At 43.5% G+C, this 22806-nt stretch carries 16 protein-coding genes; 5 read left to right on the top strand and 11 right to left on the bottom strand.

Going from position 1 to position 22806, the window contains the following annotated elements:
* Window positions 1-50: 50 nt before the first annotated feature.
* Together ACT29H_RS13775 and nhaC are read right to left on the bottom strand one after the other, a co-directional pair.
* Window positions 51-983 (bottom strand): SMP-30/gluconolactonase/LRE family protein, encoded by a 933-nt coding sequence (locus tag ACT29H_RS13775; protein ID WP_444822223.1) that lies wholly within the window; start codon window positions 981-983, stop codon window positions 51-53.
* A gap of 4 nt (window positions 984-987) precedes the next feature.
* A complete protein-coding gene (gene nhaC, locus ACT29H_RS13780; RefSeq protein WP_444822224.1) occupies window positions 988-2448 on the bottom strand; it encodes a Na+/H+ antiporter NhaC in 1461 nt (486 codons plus the stop codon).
* Between the two features lie 310 nt (window positions 2449-2758).
* Between nhaC and ACT29H_RS13785 the strand changes: the two genes are divergently transcribed.
* Both ACT29H_RS13785 and ACT29H_RS13790 read left to right on the top strand, forming a co-directional pair.
* Window positions 2759-3232 (top strand): TlpA family protein disulfide reductase, encoded by a 474-nt coding sequence (locus tag ACT29H_RS13785; RefSeq protein ID WP_444822225.1) that lies wholly within the window; start codon window positions 2759-2761, stop codon window positions 3230-3232.
* Between the two features lie 2 nt (window positions 3233-3234).
* The gene (locus tag ACT29H_RS13790) at window positions 3235-3834 is read left to right on the top strand and encodes a thioredoxin family protein (RefSeq protein ID WP_444822226.1); all 600 of its coding nucleotides are present in this window, start codon (window positions 3235-3237) and stop codon (window positions 3832-3834) included.
* A 324-nt stretch (window positions 3835-4158) separates the two neighbouring features.
* Here the strand turns inward: ACT29H_RS13790 and ACT29H_RS13795 are convergent, their stop codons facing one another.
* From ACT29H_RS13795 to ACT29H_RS13830, 8 genes are all read right to left on the bottom strand, one after another.
* On the bottom strand, window positions 4159-4875 hold the full coding sequence (locus ACT29H_RS13795) for a LytR/AlgR family response regulator transcription factor (protein WP_444822227.1): 717 nt from the start codon (window positions 4873-4875) through the stop codon (window positions 4159-4161).
* A complete protein-coding gene (locus ACT29H_RS13800; RefSeq protein ID WP_444822228.1) occupies window positions 4872-5972 on the bottom strand; it encodes a sensor histidine kinase in 1101 nt (366 codons plus the stop codon). The genes ACT29H_RS13795 and ACT29H_RS13800 overlap by 4 nt, the downstream gene beginning before the upstream one ends.
* A gap of 63 nt (window positions 5973-6035) precedes the next feature.
* A complete protein-coding gene (locus tag ACT29H_RS13805) occupies window positions 6036-7466 on the bottom strand; it encodes a CotH kinase family protein (RefSeq protein WP_444822229.1) in 1431 nt (476 codons plus the stop codon).
* Between the two features lie 76 nt (window positions 7467-7542).
* Window positions 7543-9297: an FAD-dependent oxidoreductase gene (locus ACT29H_RS13810; RefSeq protein ID WP_444822230.1), complete on the bottom strand. Its 1755-nt coding sequence runs from the start codon at window positions 9295-9297 to the stop codon at window positions 7543-7545.
* 79 nt (window positions 9298-9376) lie between these two features.
* On the bottom strand, window positions 9377-10054 hold the full coding sequence (locus ACT29H_RS13815; RefSeq protein WP_444822231.1) for a ferric reductase-like transmembrane domain-containing protein: 678 nt from the start codon (window positions 10052-10054) through the stop codon (window positions 9377-9379).
* Window positions 10055-10059: 5 nt separating this feature from the next.
* Window positions 10060-10272: a 4Fe-4S dicluster domain-containing protein gene (locus ACT29H_RS13820; RefSeq protein WP_444822232.1), complete on the bottom strand. Its 213-nt coding sequence runs from the start codon at window positions 10270-10272 to the stop codon at window positions 10060-10062.
* Window positions 10273-10430: 158 nt separating this feature from the next.
* Window positions 10431-11678 (bottom strand): Lcl C-terminal domain-containing protein, encoded by a 1248-nt coding sequence (locus ACT29H_RS13825; protein WP_444822233.1) that lies wholly within the window; start codon window positions 11676-11678, stop codon window positions 10431-10433.
* A 513-nt stretch (window positions 11679-12191) separates the two neighbouring features.
* A complete protein-coding gene (locus tag ACT29H_RS13830; RefSeq protein ID WP_444822234.1) occupies window positions 12192-12899 on the bottom strand; it encodes an HU family DNA-binding protein in 708 nt (235 codons plus the stop codon).
* Window positions 12900-13201: 302 nt separating this feature from the next.
* Between ACT29H_RS13830 and ACT29H_RS13835 the strand changes: the two genes are divergently transcribed.
* The 3 genes from ACT29H_RS13835 to ACT29H_RS13845 all read left to right on the top strand — a co-directional run bounded on the left by ACT29H_RS13835 (window position 13202) and on the right by ACT29H_RS13845 (window position 18267).
* Window positions 13202-13465 carry a hypothetical protein gene (locus tag ACT29H_RS13835; protein ID WP_444822235.1) on the top strand — a complete coding sequence of 88 codons (264 nt, stop codon included), beginning with the start codon at window positions 13202-13204 and terminating at the stop codon, window positions 13463-13465.
* A gap of 18 nt (window positions 13466-13483) precedes the next feature.
* On the top strand, window positions 13484-14401 hold the full coding sequence (locus ACT29H_RS13840) for a DMT family transporter (protein ID WP_444822236.1): 918 nt from the start codon (window positions 13484-13486) through the stop codon (window positions 14399-14401).
* A gap of 188 nt (window positions 14402-14589) precedes the next feature.
* Window positions 14590-18267 (top strand): PAS domain S-box protein, encoded by a 3678-nt coding sequence (locus ACT29H_RS13845; protein WP_444822237.1) that lies wholly within the window; start codon window positions 14590-14592, stop codon window positions 18265-18267.
* On the opposite strand, the gene ACT29H_RS13850 is transcribed toward ACT29H_RS13845, so the two are convergent.
* Window positions 18251-22771: a hypothetical protein gene (locus ACT29H_RS13850; RefSeq protein ID WP_444822238.1), complete on the bottom strand. Its 4521-nt coding sequence runs from the start codon at window positions 22769-22771 to the stop codon at window positions 18251-18253. The genes ACT29H_RS13845 and ACT29H_RS13850 overlap by 17 nt on opposite strands.
* Between the last annotated feature and the right edge of the window lie 35 nt (window positions 22772-22806).

A 22806-nucleotide genomic window follows, 5' to 3' on the forward strand; every position in this document is an offset into this window, starting at 1 on the left:
TAACACCTTAAAGCCAGCATCTATCATCTACCATTAACATCTGTCCCCATTCATTTTTCTGAAAACAGACAGGCCGGAATGCCTTTAACTTTAGTTTTTACGGCAAACAAGGATCCGCTTAGAGGATATTGGTCCAGTTGTTCTTTGGTCAAACCTACTCGGGCAGTGGTGATATATAGGGTTTTCAACTTTTTGCCACCAAAAGCACAAGACGTTACATGAGGAGCAGGTACCTCTATTTTTTGCAAAAGCTCACCATTATCCGGATCCCAACGATAAACGCCGTAACCGCCCCAATGAGCAATCCATAGTTTTCCTTCCGAATCGATGGTCATCCCATCGGGACTTCCCATCTCTTTTGGGACAGACACCACGACTCTGCGGTTGGCTATTTCGCCCGTTTCGGGAACATAATCGTATGCAAAAACGCTTTGGGTGGGCGTGTCGATGTAGTACATCAGATTTTTATTGGTGTCCCACACAATGCCGTTGGAAATGGTTACACCCGACTGTTTTACGACGAGCGTGTCGCCATCCAGCATATACAGGTTGCCGGCATTGGGCTGCTCTGATTTTGACATGGTTCCCACCCAGAAGCGTCCCATAGGGTCGCATTTGCCGTCGTTAAAACGAACATTGGGCGCGGCATCGGCGGGGAATGGTGTCAGTAATTTTAGCTTTTCGTCCGGGGTGATGCCATAAATACCTGTCTCCTGAGCGGCAACAGCCAAATATCCATCCTGTGCCGGGACAACGGTACCCACCATGCTTTCCAGAGGCAAGTTGTGCAACATTCCTTTTTGAGGGTGATACATAAAGACTTTTTTCCCTGTAATATCTACCCATAAAAGGGCCTTGTTGTCCGGATGCCAGATGGCACCTTCTCCCAGCTCTGCTGTCGGGGTAGCCTTCACCGGCTCTACTTTTGTTTTTTGACAGGATGCCAGAATAAGTAGGGTTGAAAATAAGATGGTTGTTCTCATTTTTTTAGTTGTGTGATTCATGTTTAGTAGTTGGTTTTATTCGTCGGATCTTAATATTTAGATAAGCAAACAAGATACTCATAAAAGGACTAATAATATTAAAAAAACAATAGGGCACGTAATCGAGAGTTGCCACACCCAGAATTCTTGACTGGGTGGCACCACAGGTATTCCAGGGAATCAAAACCGACGTCATGGTTCCCGAGTCTTCCAGCGTTCTGCTCAACACCTCCGGTTTGAGGTGGCTGTCGTCATAAGCCTTTTTGTACATACGTCCTGATACGACAATGGAAATGTACTGGTCGGAAGCAGTGGCATTGAAAAACAGACAAGTCCCAACGGTTGAAGTCACCAGTGCCCCTGTTGATTTTGCTTTTTTCATTATGGGTTGGGTAATTCGGGAGAGTAATCCTCCAGCTTCCATAACGCCACCGAAGACCATGGCCGACAAAATTAACCAGACGGTATTAAGCATTCCTCTCATCCCTGAAGTGTTCAGCAACTCGTTCAGATGATCATTGGATGTTTTAAGTTCAATATCACCGAAGATGGATTGCATAACACTGAAGTACGACGCTTTGAAGTAGTCTGTCCCGGCTCCGCTGATTTCCCGGATGATATCCGGCTGGAAAATAATGGCAAAAACACCGCCCAACAGGGTGCCGGCCATAAGGGCAGGAATGGCCGGTACCTTTTTGATGATGAGGGTTAGAAGTGTCAGTGGCACCAGGAACAGCCAGGGGGTGAGGTAGAAGGTCTCACTGATGGCTTGTTTTACGGATGTTGGTTCTGCTAAAGGAACCTCCGGAGTACTGTTCAACCCAATAAGTGTAAATATGATTAGTGTAAGGGTCATACTCGGTACGGTGGTATAAAACATATAGCGGATGTGCGTAAAGATATCGGTTCCGGCCATTGCGGAGGCGAGGTTGGTGGTATCACTCATTGGCGATATTTTGTCACCAAAATAGGATCCGGAAATGATGGCGCCCGCTATAACCGGGTGGCTGAGGCCTAACGACTTTCCAATACCCAACAGGGCGACCCCGATGGTGGCAACGGTAGACCATGAACTGCCGGTGGCTACCGACACCAACGAACAAACAATGACTGCCGTGACCAAAAAAACATGGGGATTGATGAGGTCCATGCCGTAATAAATCATGGCGGGGACAACGCCACTGATCATCCACGTCCCGGCCAGTGAGCCGATCAAAAGCAATATCAACATGGAGGGCATGGCCGACCCAATGGTTTTAATGATTTGGTCGCTGGTATGAGACCATCCCAGCCCCTGACGATGGACGATTAACCCGCCAATGGTGGCAGCCAGCAGCAGGGCGGTCTGGTTGGAACCCGCCAGAGTATCTTCAAATACAAATGCATTGATCGTCAGGAGTACTATCAGGCAAAGGATAGGGAATAAGGCCTCGAAGAGAGTGGGGGTTGTTTTATTGATTACCATTATTCTAAATTTCAAAAGAAGCTTTATGATAAAAGATTTCTTCAATAGAATTCAAATAACGGAATAAATTTTTGTTTTTGAAATACGTTGTTTGTGTGATTGGCGCAGGGACGTTAGGTAATTTATAAGCAACCCGAGATGTTAACAAACCCATTAACATGAACCTCTTTCCATTCAAATTGTTAAATAATCATGTTGTGCAGGTATTTTAATTTCCTGATTTATAAATGAGACGATCAATTTTACAGGGACAGGAAGATCTGTTGTGAACATTAAAATGCTAAGAATCAGTTGTTGAAAAGAATTTGTTATGCAAAAATTGAAATTTCTTATTCTATTGCTAATGGCCCCGGGGTTCTCTATGGTTGGACAAAATGTTCCGGAGATGAATTTTTCCCGTTTTGAGCCCCGGCTGCATAAGAATAACGATACCACTTATGTCATTAATTTTTGGGCCACCTGGTGCAAGCCCTGTGTGGAAGAGATTCCCGGCTTTTTGAAGGCGGCCTCCGACCTCAAGAACGACAAGGTGAAGTTTGTATTTGTCAGTCTGGATTTCCCCACACAGAAAGAAAGCCGGCTGTTGCCTTTTATAAAAGAGCATGGAATGAATGAGCAGGTCATTCTTTTAAACGATCCCGCCAGTAACCAATGGATCCCGAAAGTGGATTCCCAATGGTCGGGAGCCATTCCTGCCACATTAATATATAAGAGAAAGGATCAAACCTTTCACGAAGGCTCTCTCTCTTATGATGAATTAATAACCATTATTAAATCGAAGTAATTATGAAGAAGTTGATGTTATCAGGCCTGTTGATGGCTCTGACAATGACCGTATTGGGTCAGGGGTATAAACCCGGCGATGAAGCCAGAGATTTTAAACTTAAAAATGTGGATGATAAAATGGTCTCACTGGCCGATTATCCCGATGCCAAAGGATTTATTGTCATTTTTTCCACCAATCACTGCCCCTATGTGGTAGCTTATGAAGACCGGATGATTGAACTCGATAAAATGTTCAAACCCAAAGGATATCCGGTTATTGCCATTAACCCCAACGATCCTAAGGCTTTTCCCGAAGATTCGTTTGAGAATATGAAGGTTCGGGCCAAAGAAAAAGGATTTACTTTTCCTTATCTTTTTGATGCAACACAGGAAATAGCTAAAGCCTATGGTGCTACACGTACCCCTCATGTCTTTTTGCTGAAAAAGGAGATGGGTAAACACATTGTGAAATATATCGGCGCCATCGACGATAACTATCAGGATGCTTCTGCCGTTAAGGAAAAGTATGTGGCCAATGCCATTGCGGACCTGGAAGCCGGGAGTTCTGTCAAGGTAAAGGAAACCAAGGCGATAGGTTGTAGTATTAAGTGGAAAAAGTAGTCAAACTATACGTTTCTGTGGGAGGACAGGACTTTTATCCGTATAAAATTATTATATGTATTCGTCTGATGGATCTCGCATGACCATCGGTTTATATGTGATTTTCTTGTGACAAAGCTCTTGGTCATGCTTGTTTTATCCCATCTGGAAAATTTATTAATGCTCCCGACAACCGAGCGGACTTTTTATTCCTTCCGCAAGATTGGTTGTCGTTGAATGCCGGTGCTTCACCCTAGTATGAAGGAAATTGTTTCCTGTATTATTTCCGATTAATTTGCCGAAGTGGTATTTCTTTTTCGTGCAAGCATGGGTGAGGCGTTGGCTTTATTTTAGAAAGTTGCTATCCAGATACTTCTGAAATTCTTCTTTGTATTGTTCACTGATCGGGATGTACACTTTTTGATCGAAAACAATTCTGTTTCGTTCTATCGTATGTATCTTGTTTAAATTCACGATGTAAGATCTGTGTACCCTCATGAATGATTTTGACGGTAAGTGCTGCTGAATATTTTTCATTCCCAACAGTGCCATGATGGGCTTTTCGTTATCCAGATGAATTCTCACATAGTCACGCATCCCTTCAATATATTTGATATCCTCGAGGTTGATCCTGACAATTTTATATTCCGATTTAATAAACAGAAACTGGCCGTTGTTTCGGATGCTTTCCTGAGGTTCGTCTATCTGAAAATAGCGTTGTTTGGTTTTGTCTACGGCTTTTGCAAAAGCCGGGAAAGAAATGGGTTTCACCAGATAATCGGCGGCATCCACCTGAAACCCTTCTGCTGCATATTCACGGTAGGCGGTGGTAAATATTACTTTGGGCGGGTGAGAGAGCGATTTGACAAAATCCATACCCGACAAGTCGGGCATGTTGATATCTACGAACATTAAATCTACTTCGTTGTTTTGCAGAAAATCAAGGGCTTTTATGGCGCTGGAGAAGCTGCTAAGCAATTTCAGATACGGGATTTTTTCAATGTATCCGTTTATTTGCTTTAAGGCCAACGGCTCGTCATCTATTGATACACAATTGATCATAAGGGAATTTTTAAATCTACATTAAAGGAGTGGTCTTTCTCATCGTTTCGGATAGACAACCGGTAGTCTTTACCATAAATCAGATCCAACCGATTACGGGCATTCGCTATGCCAATGCCGGAACTTCTTTTTTTGGCTGTATGGGGATGGGTGCTGTTTTTAACGCTAAACGACAGCTGTTTATCATCGGTTTCAATATCAATATGAATAAAGGAATGCGACTCGTAGCTAATACCATATTTAAAGGCATTTTCAATAAATGAGATGGTCAACAGAGGTGGTATCTTTACCGGTGGAACCACCTTCGGTTGATTGACCATGATCTCCACATCGTCGGTGAATCGCAGTTTCATCAAATCCACATAGCTGTTGATGAAATCCATTTCTTTTTGTAATGATATTTTTGCCGTTTGCGATTCATACAACATGTAATCCATCATCTTCGAAAGTTTAATGACGGCTTCTTTGGCTTCTTCGGTGTCAATGTCGATGAGCGCATGAATATTGTTTAAAGTATTCATGAAAAAGTGAGGGCTGATCTGGTTTTGCAGAAAGGCCATTTTGTTTTCGATGCTCTCTTTTTCGGCTTTGAGTTTGTTTTGTTCGGCATGCATCCATTTGCTGAAGAAGAGAATGCCGGAATCAAAGCCAATGAACAAGATGCTCATGATAAACAGATTGGCATAGGGGGGGATGAATTCCCGGGGCATGGGGAGCGGTGATGGCTGTCGGAAAGCCTCTGGTCCCGGCCCGGGGGGATCCATGAGTGGCAACAACTCCGGGTGGTGCGGATGAATCTGTACCCAATAAAGAAGGGCTGAAGAGATCAGGATGATGCCCAGAATGGAAACAAAATATAGTGTTCTTCTTCCTTTGAAAAACAACCGGGGCATTAAGGCAAACCGGTTGACTAAAAAGATCAGGAAGAGCACGCTGTACTCTTTCCAAATCTTTAAAATATGATCCCACTTGATGCCATTTGTAAAGTCCCCAAAAAGCAAGGGAATGACAAACATCAACAACCAAACGGCCGCTGTTAACAACAAGGGAAGACTGCCTTCCTTGTTACCGGTTTTCTTTTTCGTTTTCTTTTTCATTCGTCGGTAAAGTTAATGATATTTGCTGAGGTTCAGGATGACAGTCTTTTTTCCCCTGGCAGGTTATTGCAAATAGGAAATAACAGCGTTGTTCCGTTCGGTTACATGGGTTTTTAATTCTTCCACGGCATTGTCAAATTCGGAATTGCTTCTTATGAAAGAATAACCAGTCTCTTCACTGTAGGCATAATCTTTTATTAAATCATAATAAGAAGAGTATAAGTTGACCATTTGCTCAGGGACAAACACTTCTTCAATAAATTGCTGAAGATAGTTGTTGTAGGATGCTTTGTATTCGGGAACTTCCATGAGGTAACTGATCAGAGGCCAGTTGTCATCAACTTCACTGAGCGAAAGACTTAATGCCCCGGATTGTTTGCCATCCTGAAGGGCTTCGTTGTTGTCCCAGGGAATCCAAGTCAGCAGACTGTTTTCCGGATTATTGTATAGATAATAGTTGTGGGTCATATTGCCATAGGTATCCCAGTTTTGAATGATTGTGTTGGCTGCCAGCCATTTTAAGAATTGTTCCACATTCAATACCGCTTCCAGATTGTTTTTCCAGGTTTCAACGTCGGTTGTTCTCTCTGAGCTGTGAAGCACGTCGTATAAACTTTTTAAATCCGAATAATCGGTCTCATCTTCATTGGTCTTGGGATAGAACTCGTCGGTGTCGAAGGTGCCGTAAGCAAAAGAGGCTGCATCACCGTCGGGTTTGTAGAGGTTGCCGGAATCATCACTGAATTGGGTTTCGATCACCGTATCGTCCACTTCTTCCACAATGGTGTAAACGCCATAATACTGGGGTCCGTTGCCATGGTCTACATAAATCACACAAAAGGCTGTTTGAGAGGCCGGAACACCAAACTCACGAAACAGATCGGCGGTTACTTTCTCACGCATCAAAGAGGCATCATCATAATTGTTGTTTAGATTCAGCTGTTTAAAACCATAAAAGCGTTGGTTTTTAATGGCAGGATAGTCGTCTTCGAATTCATCAAAATCGAGTTTAAAGGACAATTTATTGTTCCCCGACTGATAGGCCGATTGCAAACTTGAGTTGCCTTTAAAGCGAATGCCGACATGATACCATTCCGTGTCATTGTAATTAAATGAGCAGGGCACCCATACAGGATCAAAATCGGTAGTGGATTCCATGCCACCGCCCCCCATGCCGGGCCGATTTCCACCACTGGTTCCCAGGTTGGCGGCCAGGTCTTCCTGCATGGTTGTCCAATCTTCGCTGCTTATTACGATGTCGAAGCGGGCCACCTGAGACTGATTGAATACCACATCATAGTTGAGTTCCGCATTTTTGCTGTGGGTCTCGTCGCTCCAGTCGGAGTAGTCTTCATCGTCGTCGGTTGACGTCTCATCGGTTGTCTCTTCCTGGTCAATGTCGGTTTCGGTTAGGTCATTATCATCGTCTGAGCAAGCAGAAAAGAATGCCAGGGAAATGATAAGGATTGCTGTAAGAAAATTGTTTTTGTGCATTGTTGATAGTTTTTAAGTTGATAAATAGGTTTGATATCATCTTGATAGAGCTGTATCCGCCTTTTTGTTGGTTGGTTTATCGCCAATGGCTGAATGGCTGTTTTTCCAGTTTCATGCTGCCGTCTTCAGCCTTATAGATGTTGATCCATGCCTGCCAGTTCTCGTTGTCCGGGTTGGGATAATCCAGCCGGTAATGGCTGCAGCGGCTTTCGGTGCGCATGATGGATGCTTTCAGCTTCATTTCGGCACTGATGATCATATTAGCCGTTTCGTGGGCCAGCCGCAGTTCATGCAGGTCGGAAGCCCGGAGCATGGGCATATGGTGATCCCTTAACTCTTCCACATAGGCCAAAGCAGCCTTCATAAGCTTCTCTTTTTTAATATAAAGGATGAAGTTGGGAATGATGATGCTTTGCAATGTGTGGGTGACGTAGGCCGGGCTGTATCCTGCCTCACGGTTAAGAGGGGCATATATTTCTTCTTCTATCTGTTTTATTTTCGATTGAGATATTTCCACCTTTCTGATCGATTGGGCATATTGAGCAGCGGCTTGCCCTGCAACTGCACCCTGGACGGCCGAACCTGTAAGCGATGAACCTACCTGTGTGTAGATGGCGCCCGACATGTAAGAGCCCAGGGCATCGCCTGCAGCATATAGGCCCGGAATGTTGGATTGGCATTTGTCATTGACAGGCACCAATCCTTCCGATTTGTGGATGGCCATTCCGGCCGATGATCCGCCTACGGGGATACCGCCCATGCCGGGAGGGGCACCGCCTTCTTTGGGTGGTTTGCCATCGTCCTGAGGTCTTTGGCCTCTTGGTGGTTTCTGGCCTTTTTGTTCGCCCCGGCCTTCCTGAGGTGCTTTACGGTCATTATGTCGAAATTCTTCCGGCACATAAGGGCCCTGACCTTCGGGCAAGTTGGTCATTGGTGCGCCGGGACCTCCGCTTACCGGGTTGCCATTGATATAGGCCAAGTAGTTGAGTTCCATGCCCAGGTCGTGGTGAATATCTACCGAAGTGGTTCCCGGTTTCTGCTCAAACATATCGCCCCATCCGTCGTAGCAGGCAGCAGGATTCTCCGATTTACCGGGGTGTCCGTCATTCCATTCTTTTCCTGTTACTTTGGCACCTATATTATAGGCCATGATGGTTCCATCGTGTGTCAGGTCGTTAATGGGAAAGCCATTGGGTTTAAATCCACCCGCACCGGTACAAAGAATGACGCTTTTGGCCCGGAAAATATAGGTTTTGCGCTCATCGATGCTAAAGCCGGCGGCCCCGGCAACGCTTCCGTTTTCTTTTATCAAATGAGTCACCATAACACGTTCGATAACAGGGATGTTTCTTTCTGTGACGGGTTGGCTGAAGCTTTTATGATAGATGGCCGAGTCGAAGAATCCCCATTGCCTCAGTTCCTCAATGCGCGCTTTGGAATGTTCGGCCATCTGGCGCGTATAAACCGGGTTGTTGGTTCCCAATGATGAACGGCCCACCGCATCGACAAATTCATCTAATGAATATTTGGATGTGGCCGGGTCAAATTCAAACATTCCTTTGGCAAAGGGGGTAGAGCCGGAAGAGCCCAGCCGACCTTTGGATACCAGCATGACTTTGGCGCCGGCGTCGCGGGCTTTCACGGCCGCGAATAATCCTGCCATTCCACCGCCAATGACCAATACGTCGGTCTGTAATTGTTTCTGAAGCATATCTTTCGACTGAAGGGTGGGCTTGTTCTGGCCCCATCCCAATCCCATTGAGGCCAGAGCTGCAAACCCTGCCGTTGCCGCAGTCCTCTCTATAAATTGTCGTCTGGAAATATTTTGCATAACAGATGTTCTTTGTTGGTTAATGGATGTTCTTGCTCAATAGTGGTTTGGGATGATTCCTGAACCACTATTGTGAAGACTAATTCTGCCCGATCTCTTTGGTAATTTCGTTGGTTGTCAGTGGGGTTTTCTTTTTTCTGCCGGATGGCTTAATAACATAGGTTCTTAGCAATAATAGGATGCCACCACCTGTCAGCATCGCCATGAACCAACCCAATTCCGTGGTTATGTGTCGTCCGGTATCGATGACATGAAACGCTGCCGTGGAAATGAAGGCGATGGACAAAAGACCATGAAATATTCGCCAGGTTTTGTATGACCATGGAAGGCGTTTCCGGAGGAGGGCGGTTAATCCCAGAATCAACATCAATACCCATGCTGTTATGCCGGCGAAAATACCCGGAGTTTGGTATGAACCAAGCATTAGCATAAAAGCATCGGCCGGGGCAACACCTGGCTCAAAATAGCGGGGCAACACCACCAAAAAAGGATGAATCAATAATATGCCGATGAAGATGTAGCCCAGTATTTTATGCCATTTTATCATATGGCTTTTTTTTCGTCCTTCCCAAAATTTGTCGTTGGCACGCGACAAGTAGAACTGGAAAATCATGTCTAAAAAGGCAAGGACGGTGATTATCGATATCGACTCTTTCAACCATGTTTGTTGTGGCACACCGCTATAGGCATAAAACAAACCGGGAAAGACAAGAAATAGCCCGATGACTATAATGGATTGATAAAATTTCTTACTCATAATTATTACCCCCATGAAACGATTACCGGAATATATTTTTCGGGTGTGATGGTGATGGCATCCACCGGACAATTCAATCGACATAAATGGCAGATTTGACAATCTTCCGGGTATTTTATTTCTGCCTTTCCTTTACTGTTGAGGCGAATCACATCGGTGGGACAGCTTTTTACACACTCCCCGCATCCAATGCATCCGTTAATACTACTTATGGGCATATCTTCTGGTGTTATATTGTTTATTGCCCGGAAGGATCGGCATCAAAAAAATTGTTTGTGTTCGATGGATGATCCTTCCGGACCGTTGAATTCATTCGTTTACTCCTCTTTGTTTTTAGGCTGACATGTCTCAAAATATTCCCAACAACCTATTTGGCCTACTTCGCATCCCTTACCAGCCGTACATAATTATAGTAGCGTTCTCCGCCTTCGCCCAGCGGTCCGCCTTCATATTTGGTGTCGAACCGAACACCTCCGGCACCGTGAAAATCTAAACCCTCTCCATTTACGGCCCTGCCGAATGCCACATACCAAGCATAATAGTAGGGTTCGCCGCTGGTGAAATGGGCGGATGTGCCGGTCCAATAGTAGCCGTAATCACTGTCGCCCGCCTCATTGGTTATTGGGGTGCAGGAAAAGACCGGATCGATGGCCGGACCAACTTTTGATGCATCGGTGGCACTGGGTGAATAGGAATAGTCTACAATACTTTGAAGCTCCTTAACATTGGGCAGTCGCCAGTCGGTGTAGCCTGCCAGATCGGAGTTTTCGGCATAAGCCAGTGCGTCTTCCCAATCCATTGCTTCACCACTGTCGTTTTGGGCCCACATTAACCCGGTTGAGTTATCGGTGATGGTGCCGTCACCATTATCCGTAAAGTCGTTGATGCCATAGTTGTCGCCTCGCACGGCTCGAACCTGCTTCCCGAAGGGATTGCCCATGGGCATTTCGGCTCCCTCGCCGGCAGGGGGTGGGGGGGTCCCTGTCTCCATAGTCCCAAAACCAGAATCCCCGGCGGGATAGGCTTTAATGTGACCAGTAACATGGTTTACGCCAAAAGCGGCATTGTCCTGACCTTCTACTGTTATGCCCACATATTTGTCGGACGACCAGTACTGTTCGTCTTTGGTGACGCCTTCGCCTGCCAGCTTAAAGTAGGTGGTGTTCAGATAGGGCCATCCTGAAGAAAAGTCGCTGATAGAGTATAACTCTTTGCAGCTGGGTAACCGCCAGTCATCGTATCCTCCCAATTCCAGATTTTCACAATATTCGACGGCTTCATCCCAGGTGAAATCTTCCGAATCGGGGATTGATTGCCACATGAGACCGGTATTTAGGTCGGTGATGGTTCCGTCGCCATTGTCTTTATAGGCCATTTCAGCGCCTTTCATATAGTTGGCATCCTGGCCATAGAGGGCATCCCCCTCGTTAAGATGGCTGATTTCATTGCCGTCGTTATCGTAGAGAGATGTTTGTCCTGTTGCGGTTAACAGGTAGTTGTTGACTGTTGGCGCTTCGGCTTGTTCAGCGTCGATGGTGTTTTCATTGTCTTCGCAAGAACAGATGGCCATACTCATGATTGTTATCAGAATCACGCCTGCCGATATTAGTTCATATCTTTTCATGGTGTAATTTTTATGGATTTGACAGCAACAAATGTGAGGGTATAATTCAGGATGCTCAAACAAAGTCGGCCAATGGGGTAGTTGTATCGACCAAATGAAAAAATTGGGGGGCAAACCCTATTAAATTTCACAGCAGAAGCTGAATCTTTCACAGGCTATTACAGCGGAACGGCTAATTGTAAAAAAGCCGGTCGGCTTTTTATAACAAAGCAAAACGGATTTAATAAAAAAAGCGCTTTTGCTTTTTTTATTAGATTCGCGTGGCTTTTCAAGAAAAATCGCTACTGCCTGAACTATTTGCAAAAGCCACCTGAAATGGGTGGTATGGAAATTAATATAAGATTGTATGTTGTTTAAAAGTTGGTGAGGCGTGTTATGGGTGACATCTGGATGGAGGATCGGTGTCGTGGGGTGGTAGAATTGTATCGGAGAAAACCAGCCCCGAAATAATAAAACCATATAGTTTCAGGGCTGTCTTCTGTGTTCGTTTTTTGTGGGTCGGAGATGAACGGCTCAGCCATTAAGCGTTTCCACATTCAATGGATAGGGGAAGCGAAAGGTTTTTATGTGTCGGTCTTTAAACGCCGGCACTCTTATTTCCACTTCAACGGGCCCATGCATGTCTTCCGGCAGACTAAGGAGGAGTCGGGATGGAGTGTTGGTATGTATTTTTTGCGGACGTATTTCGTTCTTGTTTTGGTCGATAAAGAATATTCCCTGTTCCGGGTCGTTTGGGTCAATTTTAAGTCTTGATCCCTCAACAAGAATAACATTATTGGCCGTTATTAATTTATTTATGGTATTGGTGTGTAAGTCGGTAATTCTTCTAATGATAGGTGTCATGGGAAGCGTGTTTAACCTTTTAGGCGTTACTATTGAAAGCGCTTCTTTTAAATGTTTTGAAGGGGAACAAACCACATACAACTGATGTCGGGAGGGGGTGAAGTAGTCCTCTTCCGAATCGAAGGTTCCCCTAATGGACAAGCGGAAATTAAACAATCGGGTTTTGATGTTTACCCCTTCCCGTAAAAAAAATATTATGGCCTTTTGCAGCGCTTCCAGTACCGCCTTCACATCCGCCATTGTAATGGTAGAGCCTTGATTGACCATATGATCCATTAATTCTTTTTCGGTTATTGTGCGATTACCATGAATCACGGCGATATAGTTCTCATTACTGTTTTTTAACGGATTTTTGATTAACCGATATAGAAATGCCATAGCTGTTTGTTTTAAAGGATTAGTGTTTTTGGTGAGTTTTATGTTTAAATCTGAGCTGTTTAGGTGATTAGAGTCGACCGGATAGTTGATGACCCGGAGACATAAAATTTTTTAAAACAAACTGAGTACACCTTTTTTTCGTATTGCCTTGCATTCAGATGCAATAATTGCTTTTTATCCCTGCATCGGGTTTTGGTAATCTTAACTTTGGATGAACATTTATGTGAATCCTGAAAAAATAATGCCTGTCATGTGATATTCAGTTGTTTGATGATATTACAAATTTTAAAAAAAAATAAAAAATGGCCAAGGTCAACAGAACGTTAAGGATGCCCGGATTGGGGTTAACTAAAGCTGCGCTACCGATGGGAAGTTCGGTGAAGAAAGGGGGGGGAGAGATCGACAGAATCGGTCATTATAAAATGTGGGGTCGTTGCTTCTTTCCGGGAAAAATATCAATTTTGTCAGCTAACAGAAGTATTGCAATGAAGGCCTACCATTACTTTTCCTTCCTTATGTGGGGAGCTTCGGATTTTACTGAAAGAGGTGGGATTAATACGAACTAAAAATAAATTAAAAAATTGATGACCGATTCGAGCAAAGGCATACTATATGCCACTATCACAGCCCTGTTGTGGGGCGTTTTAGCCATTGTCTTAAAGATTTCGTTAGCCTATTTTGATTCCTATACGGTTGTTTGGTGGCGGTTTACTATGGCCTTTGCGTTTTTGGTGATATATTTTGCGATCAACCGCCGGGGGTATTTAACAATTTTGAAAAAGCCGCCCCTGAAGCTCTTGTTGGCAGGCGCCTTGTTGGGGTTGAATTACATTGGTTTTATGCAAGGGGTGCATTATGCAGGACCAGCGGTAACCCAGGTAATGATACAACTAGGTCCCATCATGTTGGCTTTAACCGGCTTTTTGTTTTTCAAGGAGCGACTCACTCGAATTCGGGCATTTGGCTTTTTGTTAGCTCTTTTGGGTTTTACTTTCTTTTATTTTCAGCAATTACAAACACTTGTTAATGAGCCTGCAATGTTGAATTTGGGGGTGTTGTGGGTGTTGACCGGTGCTTTGGCCTGGACCGCCTATGCCGTACTCAATAAAATATTGGTCCGCAATATAGCCTCGGGCCAGATTAATTTGATTCTATATGGAGTTCCCGCAATTCTTTTTCTTCCGTTAGCCGATTTTTCTTCTCTACTGGCCGTTGATTCGTTAGGGAAAGTCTTATTGTTATTGTTTTTGGGTGGCAACACGCTGGTTGCATACGGATCACTATCGTTGGCATTAAAATATGCGGAGGCCAATAAGGTTAGTATGATAATAACCATTAATCCGGTGATAACCTTTGTTGTGATGGAGATTCTGTTTTGGAGCCATGTAACCTGGTTTGACGTTCCTCCGGTTGGCGCCATGTCGTATGTGGGTGCTGCTATGGTGCTTGTGGGTGCCATTTTTGCCATTGGTGCCATCGACCGGAAAAATAAAGGAAGGTAAGAAACAGGTTTGCGTGTAACGTGCCGTTTTTTTGAGAGAGAATAGCTCCGGAGGCTCATCCCACCTGGGTTTACGGGAATTTTTAAATAGTGAATTTGTTAAGTTAAAGCAAATCGTGTTGTTGTTTAAATAAAAATGTATAAATTAGGTAATTCTAAATATTATGATGTTGTAGGAATTTATAATAAATGATTACTATAATAAAGTATATTGATATTGCCTTCATCGTATTGGTGTTATCAATTTTAGTCGTATTATTTATTCAAATAAAAAAGAACGGTGATAAATCAGGAAATCCCAACAATTCGGTTCGTGAAGGTTTCTTTTCACGCTGGTTTGGTCCTAAGGGCTCCGGTTTAATTCTGGCCTTTATAATTATTTTTGGAGGCTGGGTGATAGGCAGGGAAGCTTCCCGAACCCAGGAGTCTTTTATGAAACAGGCACTGATAAACAATTTAAAGGACCTGTCGGGATTGTTTCAATCGGAAGATACCACACCAATTACATTTACGCAAGAGGATGAAAATTCCGTTCACTTCAACAGAGTTGCCAATTTATTGAATCATTATTCAAAACTTACCGGAGTACATCATATTTACACGCTTCAAAAAAGGGGACGGCACTATTATTTTGGGCCCATGAACCACCAGAGTGATGATCCCTATTATTTTTCTCCCGGGAGTAAGTACCCAACCGACAGAGACATATTGGACAGCGTGGTTCTCAGCCGTACGATCTATTTTGCCGGTCGTCATAATGATGGGTTTGGACAAAATGTGAGCTGCTATCTTCCTTTGCTGGACAAATCGAACGATAAAGTTTTATTGGTTATAGGGATGAGTGTTTCTGCAGAGATGTGGGAACGGAATCTTTTTCTGGTAAGAATTATTCCCTTTTGTCTGACATTATGTTTGTTGATTATTGTTCTGATCTATGTTCGGTCATCACTAAGGAGGAAAAAAGGGCTGCAAAGGGTCTTCTACCAACGGGTCTTTTATTTTCGGGAAGGCATTTTGCTGTTTATATCAGGCTTGCTCATCACGCTGTATGTGACCCATTTTTCTTACCAGAAAAGCCTACGGTATCATCAGATTGTTTTTTCGCAGAGTGCGCATGGTCGTGGCAGTGTGATTTCGCAAACCATCAATAAGGTGCGCTATTCGGTTTCGGGATTGGCTCGTTTGTTTGAGGTCAGTGAAGAAGTCACCGAAAATGAATTTGCCGATTATGTGCAGGATTTAGTGAACTATCCGTTTGTGGAGGCCGTTGGGTGGGCCCGACAACTCTCTGAATCTGACGATAATTTTGTTATTGAATATCAGGTTCCTGAAACAGTTCAGTTTTCAGAGAACAGAAAACTGATATTGCGAGAAGATACTTTACGGCGGAACGCTGTGTTAGAGGCCTTGAAAAGCGGATATATTTCAGTTACCAATACTTGTGTTGATCATGGTAAAAAGTGGGTTGAACTTTTTTTAAGAACCAGGGACAAAAACCGGCAGACAAATGGATTTGTCATTGTGTCCCTGGATCTGACACAATTATTAGAAAGTATTTCACGAGTCAATACGGAAGATGATCCTTATTTTGAGATTTCGCTATTGCAAATAGATCATCTGGAGGCGCCCCGGCAGGATTGTAATAATCTTTTATTACCGGCTGTTTTCGGGAAGAGGAATGAATTATCTTATGAGTATTATGATTTCTTTTTTGGGAAAGTATATAACATATCCATCGTTCCCTTGTCGGGCTATTATGAAATTTATGGTGATACTGTCTTTGTCTCGGTATTGATTTTGGGAATATTGGTAAGCCTGGTTATTTCTGTGATAATTGTGGTTTTGGTGAATCGTCGTTATTTGCTTGAAAAACAGATAGAAAAATATTCTTCGAGATTAAAAGAGAGTCAAGATCGATTTCTTACTCTATTTTCGGCCATGCGCGAAGGGGTTGCCTTTCATGAAATAATACTGGATGATGAGGGTAATCCCAAAAACTATATAATAAAGGATGTCAATTCAGCATTTGAGATATTAACCACGATCCCGTATAAGAAAGTAATTGGAGCAGATACCAAAAAGATCTTTGGGAAAGCTTATTATTTGGAACAATTTAGCCAGGTCGTCAAAGAGAAGAAATCGGTGATTTTTGATGGATATTTTGAACCGGCCAATAAATATTTTAGAATATCGGCTGCGCCGTGGGGTGAAAATGGTTTTGCAGCGATTTTTTATGATATCACCAAGCAGGTTATTGTAGAAAAAAAGCTTAAGAAGAGTGAGGAACGGTATCGGTTGATTTCAGAGAATGCAGGTGATCTTATTACCATATTTAACCATAATACAGGGAAACTCAGTTATATTAGTCCTTCGGTAAAGAAAATATCGGGGTATTCTTATAATGAGGTGGTTGGTAAAGGGTTGGAGGAGGTTGTTTCTAAAAAATCATATGAAAAGATTATGTCTGCCATGCCGGAGCGAATCGTCCGCTTTGAAAAAGGGGACGATAGCGAACGCGTCAAAAGTGTCTTTCTGGAGATAAGACACAGGGGCGGCGGGACGGTACCGGTGGAAGTTGTCACCACATTGTTAACGGATAAAAACAATAAAGTGACCTCCATATTGGGGGTGGGCAGGGATATCCGAGAGCGTTTGAAAGCGGAAGATTCCCTTCGAAAGAGCGAAGAGAAATTCCGTTTGTTGGTTGAGAATCAAAATGATTTAGTGGTAAAGGTAGATAAACATGGTCGATTTTTATATGTTAGTCCTTCCTATTGCCGGCTTTTTGGACGAACGAAAGAAGAATTACAAAATAGAAAGTATATTCCAATGGTGCATCCTGACGACCGAAAGGCGACTCAGGAGGCCTTAAAGAAGTTGTTGAAACCGCCCTATCAGGTTACCATAGAGCAGCGTGCTATGACCAGAGATGGTTGGCGGTGGTTGTCGTGGAGCGATACCGCGGTTTTTGACAAATCGGGTGAAATAAAGGAGATTATTGGCATTGGAAGGGATATTACCGAGCGGAAAGTGGCCGAGAAAGCTCTTCAGAAAAGCAGGGAGTTACTGGAACGACAAAATAAGGAGTATGCTGCGCTCAACGAAGAGTATATGGCGATGAACGAGGAATTGTCGAAAATTAATGATGAGTTAAGTGTTGCTATTGAAAAAGCGGAAGAAAGTGAAAAGCTGAAGACTGCCTTCCTACAGAATATGTCACATGAGATCCGAACGCCTTTAAATGCGATTATAGGTTTTTCGGAAATGTTGGGAATGGATTACCTGACCGATGACGATCGTAAGGAATTTACCTCAATCATTGTAAACAGTGGCCGGCAATTATTGGAATTGGTCAACGATATTCTCACGATATCAGCCATTGAGACGCATCAGGATAAACTGAATTTATCGTTGTTGAATTTAAATCTATTGTTAAGGGAGCTGCACTCTGTCTTTAGCCCCAAAACCAAAGCGAAGGGGTTAGAACTAAAGGTGGAATTGGGACTACCTGATGATGGTTGTGATATTCGGAGTGATGAGCTGAAATTGCGCCAGATCTTTATCAATTTATTGGGCAATGCCTTAAAATTCACCTCTGAAGGAGAGATTGAATTTGGGTATAAGAAGGAGGATTCAGGCGAAATTCTGTGCTATGTCAGAGATTCAGGAGTGGGCATTTCTAAAGATAACCAGGGGAAGATCTTTGAACGTTTTGTGCAGGCCGACAGTACCATAAAGCCTAAATATGGGGGTACGGGCCTCGGTCTTTCCATCTGCAAAGGACATGTGGAAATGCTGGGCGGAAAGATCTGGCTTGAATCTACCCCCGGAGTCGGCTCAGTCTTCTACTTTACTCATCCTGGCTGACCGATTGGTCAGGATCATCTGTAACGACATCGTCTGCGTCGGCCGGATCGGAATCCACATTAAAAAAGTTCATGAATTTCTTAAGACGGTTATTGTTCCCTAATTGGAATACGTAATTGTCTTGTCCGAGGCCGGTTTTCATTTTCCGATCGTCAATATCGAGTTGTTGAATGGCAGTATTAAAGGTTTTAGAGGACGAGAGAACCATCATTTTTTCGTTGTTGTAACTAAAGAAAAACCAGGTATCCTCGTCCGACTGGATATGGATTTCGAATGAGTTGCCGCCTCTGCTTCTGGATATTAACGCTTTTACCTGCACTTCTTTTTCAATGGCTTGATCCTTTATCCAGCCCAGCGTAGCTTTGTCGTTGGCATAATAGGAGCGAGAAGGGGTATCCCATTTGAACTGGATGTTGGTAAAACAGAGCGTATGTTTGAGATGGTCCGGTATTATTTGAGAGAGATCGGCAGCCGTAACATACTGTTTGGTGATGTTTTCCGCGGTTTTTGAGTCGGTCCATTCTCTTAATCTGTTTTCCAGAATTGTTTTGTCGGTATTAGCATCTCCGGCTTTGGAGTCCAGAATGATGCTGGCCATGGCTTGAATGCTGTTGGGATCGAGCATAAAATCTGCACCAAAGAGGGCGTCTATTTCGATTTCATTCTGGTCGCGATAGTGGCGAATGGTACCGGATGAATGAAGTTTTACCTGCTCCAGATCGAGTGCTAAATCGAGTAATCCAGTTCCGCTAACGATGCATTTATCGCTGTAGAAACGCAAAATATTGCCGGCCGAGTCTGGATTGGCCAGTTTTTCTTTTTGGGCAATTTCGAAGCTTTTTAAATCATCGTTATATCTAAGGAAACCATAGGCATCAAGAATGGGATTGTTGTTCATGCCTTTGCTTTTTTCCAGGAAAGCACTGTAGGCATGAGTGGAGTCCAGTTGTAGGAAAAAATGGTGACTCAGTTTTTCTATATCGGTATTTACCGATTTTTCTTCCACGGGGATTAGGATGTCGGCGGGATTAATTCTGGCATTAAATCGCAGATAATCCTGTGGCCCATATTGATGACAAGAATGCAGTAGTTGCGTGCCACCGTCAAAAGAAAGAAATGGTTCGGCAGCGTTCAGTTCTACATCTCCGTTAAAGGCAAAGTGGCTGTCGAAGGTAAAGAGTTTCTCGTTGGGAATGGAGCCTTTTGCCACGGTGATGTTTTTGTTGTTGACCGTTATGTCGTTGAAATTGATTGTGTAGGTTTTATTATCCCCATTCCTAAAGTCATATTGACCATTGCCCTGGTATTGGTATTTACCTTCAACGGTGACGTGTGCATTTTTGAATTTGTGGGGAGAGTTGTTGATTAAAATTAACGTAGAATCCAGCGGGTCCATTTCCGCTTTTTCGCGGATGTTGATGATCCCGTCGTTAAGAATTATATTGGCATCAGCGACTTTGATGTTGGGGACTTCGCGTGCTTTGATGGTTTTTTCTTCCACATCATAAATGGCAATGGGTGCGATAAAATCGAGGGAGTCCTGACGTCGGTCAATGGAGACAAATCTGTTCCCTTTTGATCCGCTGGCTCCCAGGACGATTTCATTATTGTCCATGTTCCAGGTAAATTCGTTGATGAATGCAATATATCGGTTGTCAGTAAATTCAACCACATTTCCGACATCTCTCGACTGGAATCGTCCTTTTCTTTTTTCAAAGTCGATCTGAGCCTTGAGGTTGTTGGTTTTAAAAGAAATACCTTCCACATTTCCACCACCGATGAGGTGAAAATCAGCGCTGTCGGCCATCAGTGCGTGGTGGGTCAGGTCCATCTTTTCGGAGATCAGGTTTGCCGTAGGCATGAGGAGTTTTCCTTTAGCCTGCAGTCCGTTAGGCGAATAAGTGAGTTCTCCCTCCAGGGAGGTTTCCTTTTGGAAGAGATTAAAAAAGTTATCGGTTTGTTTGGCCATCAGCTTGTCTTCATAAGGCAGGAATCTGATGGATATATTCTGTCCCTGTACATCCGGGAGCTCAACGCCGGTGGTTTGGGGTTCAACATTGAAGTTTTGGGCCATGCCCTTTGTTTCCTCCGGCAAAAAAGTAAATGCCTCTGACTCGGCCTTGGTATTACCATAACTGAGTAGGCCTTTTCCAATAAGGCCCTGGTTACTGAGGTCGATGGTGTTGGTAAAGGTGGCTTTGTTTTGATAAATGGGGTAGCCTTCCGGAGGAGATGCTTTGACAAACCCAAGTGAAAAATCGCTCCGAACCCGGAGTTGATCGTCTATGTCGGGGAAAATATTGCTTCGAAATGTTCCATCGAAAACAATATTCCTTTTATTGAGCTGGTTAAGGCTGTCTATTTCAAAAGGTTGAAGTTCAAAGTAAAAGTTTTCTTTTGAATATGCGCCGCTTTGAATATCGGGTCTGTCATAGTAGACATAAGAATTTCTGTTGCTGACAAGAAGAGGAAAGTGGGGATAGTCAACCAATCCGGATTTATTGCTGGCGGTATCAATTTGCAAATATCCCGACAGTTTGGCGATGGTATTGTCCACCGGTTGCAGAAGGGGTTGTCCGTATTCATCCGTTTTATTGGTGCCGATGTTCAGCCGCATGGAATCGATGGTGGACATATCAATTCTAAAATCATCATAGGAAAAAAAGAAGCCGTCGCCAAAGAGTTGAATCATACCAGCGATAATGCGACCATTAAAGCTGAAATTACGATTGAACTTAAGAGTTACTTCCTGTTTTTCGGGAATAAATACCACGTTTTGCCGATCACTAATGGAAATGTTTTTCACCCCCTGAAGGGCCAGGTCATAGTTTTTGAGGTCAAATTTGGCGTTGGGAATATTTTTGGGTGTTATTGAGTTAAATCGAATGACATCATAGTCTTTTTTCCCCATTCGAAACAGGATGTAATCTTTCAGCCTTTCCTGTATTTTGATGGTGTCGGTATTTGGATTGTAGTCGACAAAACCGTAAAAGGAGAGTTGAAGGACCTGTTGTCTTACCTCACTCAGCGGTTTGTTCAAAAAGCGGGCATAATGTTTGGCCGTAAAGGGTTGTTGTTTGTTTTGATAGTAACAATTTCGGAGGCCAAAGAGGGGATGTATGGCATCCATTCCCTGAAGTTTGACGAAAAAAGCCTCACGATAATAGTCCAACGACTCAAAAAAGGAGTAGTTGTTGGCAGAACCCGGCAGCATGCGAAACTCCATGTAGTCGGAATCGAACTGCCAATATATGATTTCCGAATCGATGCTTACATTATGGTAGGTATCAAAGAAGGGACTTTGTGAAATCCCTTCTCCACTACGAATGAGATATAGTTCCTGAGAGGGCGCCATATATTTAAACTCCAAACCGGGATGACGAATCTGCCCGGTATCAAGGTGAATGGTAACGGCCGTGTTTCGGCTCAATATTTCATCTTCTCGCAGAGAAAAGATGAGCGATTGTGCCGTAATAAAAAGGTTGCCGTTTCGGAATATGCTAATGGTAGCGGGGTTATTGTCGGTCCCTGATCCGCGAAATTTGGCACCATGCTGCGAAAAACCACCTTTGTAATTAATGTTGGGATGGATATTGTTAATATGGAAGGTTTGACGGTGAGAGGTGAATTGTGGATATTTGCTTGCTGAAGGTTCGCGGATGAACATGACCTGGTGTTTCACGCTTCCTTCCAGAGGTTCATTGAAATAAAACTTATTGTAAAAGGTCACATTATCAACAAAAAAATCAGAACGACTCATGTTGATGGTATAGCTTCCAAAGGTGGCAAATACTTTGTCTTGGGGAAACCCGCTTCTTTCCCAGGTTATTTTTCCGGAAGTGCCGGTCCATAGGCCGGTCAGAATATTTAATTGGCCGGCGGTATTATAAATTTGGATGCTGTCGTTTCTGGAATGGCAAACCAAAGTGGTTGCCTTAACTTGCAGAAAAAGGGTGTCTTTTTCAAATTTAAAGGCATATTCGGGGCTTTTAGAATACCAGGCCACACCCGATGACCTGAATAATTTTTGTTCTTCCAGAATGCCTTTGGTCGTCTTCAATAATTCATCAAAATGACGGACATAATAGCGGGGTTGATTAAGGAAGGTAATGGCCGCCTCTTTCCATGTGAAAAAATTTTGATTGGGCGCTCCTTGATCAATAAAGGATTGGATGGTGTTCAGAAACAGAAAATAATCGGGAAATGCCCTTGCCTGCTTCTGGTAAAGCAAATCAGATATTTCAATGATTGATTGTTTTATTTCATCAGGTGCAGAATCGGAATACCAAAATGCCTCGAACTGATCCAGAAACTCTTTGGCTCTTTTTTTCTCGGGAGATGCTTTAAAAATGGTTTCTAACTTATTGAAGTATTCTGCTTCTCCGGCGGATGAAAAGTGGTTTCCCCGGGATTGGGAAAATCCAGAGACATATGAAAAAACGGAAATAAAAGTAAAAAACAAGGTTGCAAAGAAAGTGTGATGGCCGTGACCCGGTTTCTCCATTTTTATTAGTTTCTAAATTAACCAAAATTGTTATT

The organism is Thermophagus sp. OGC60D27 (genome assembly GCF_052400625.1).
In the GTDB taxonomy this organism is placed as follows: Bacteria; Bacteroidota; Bacteroidia; order Bacteroidales; family Marinilabiliaceae; genus Thermophagus.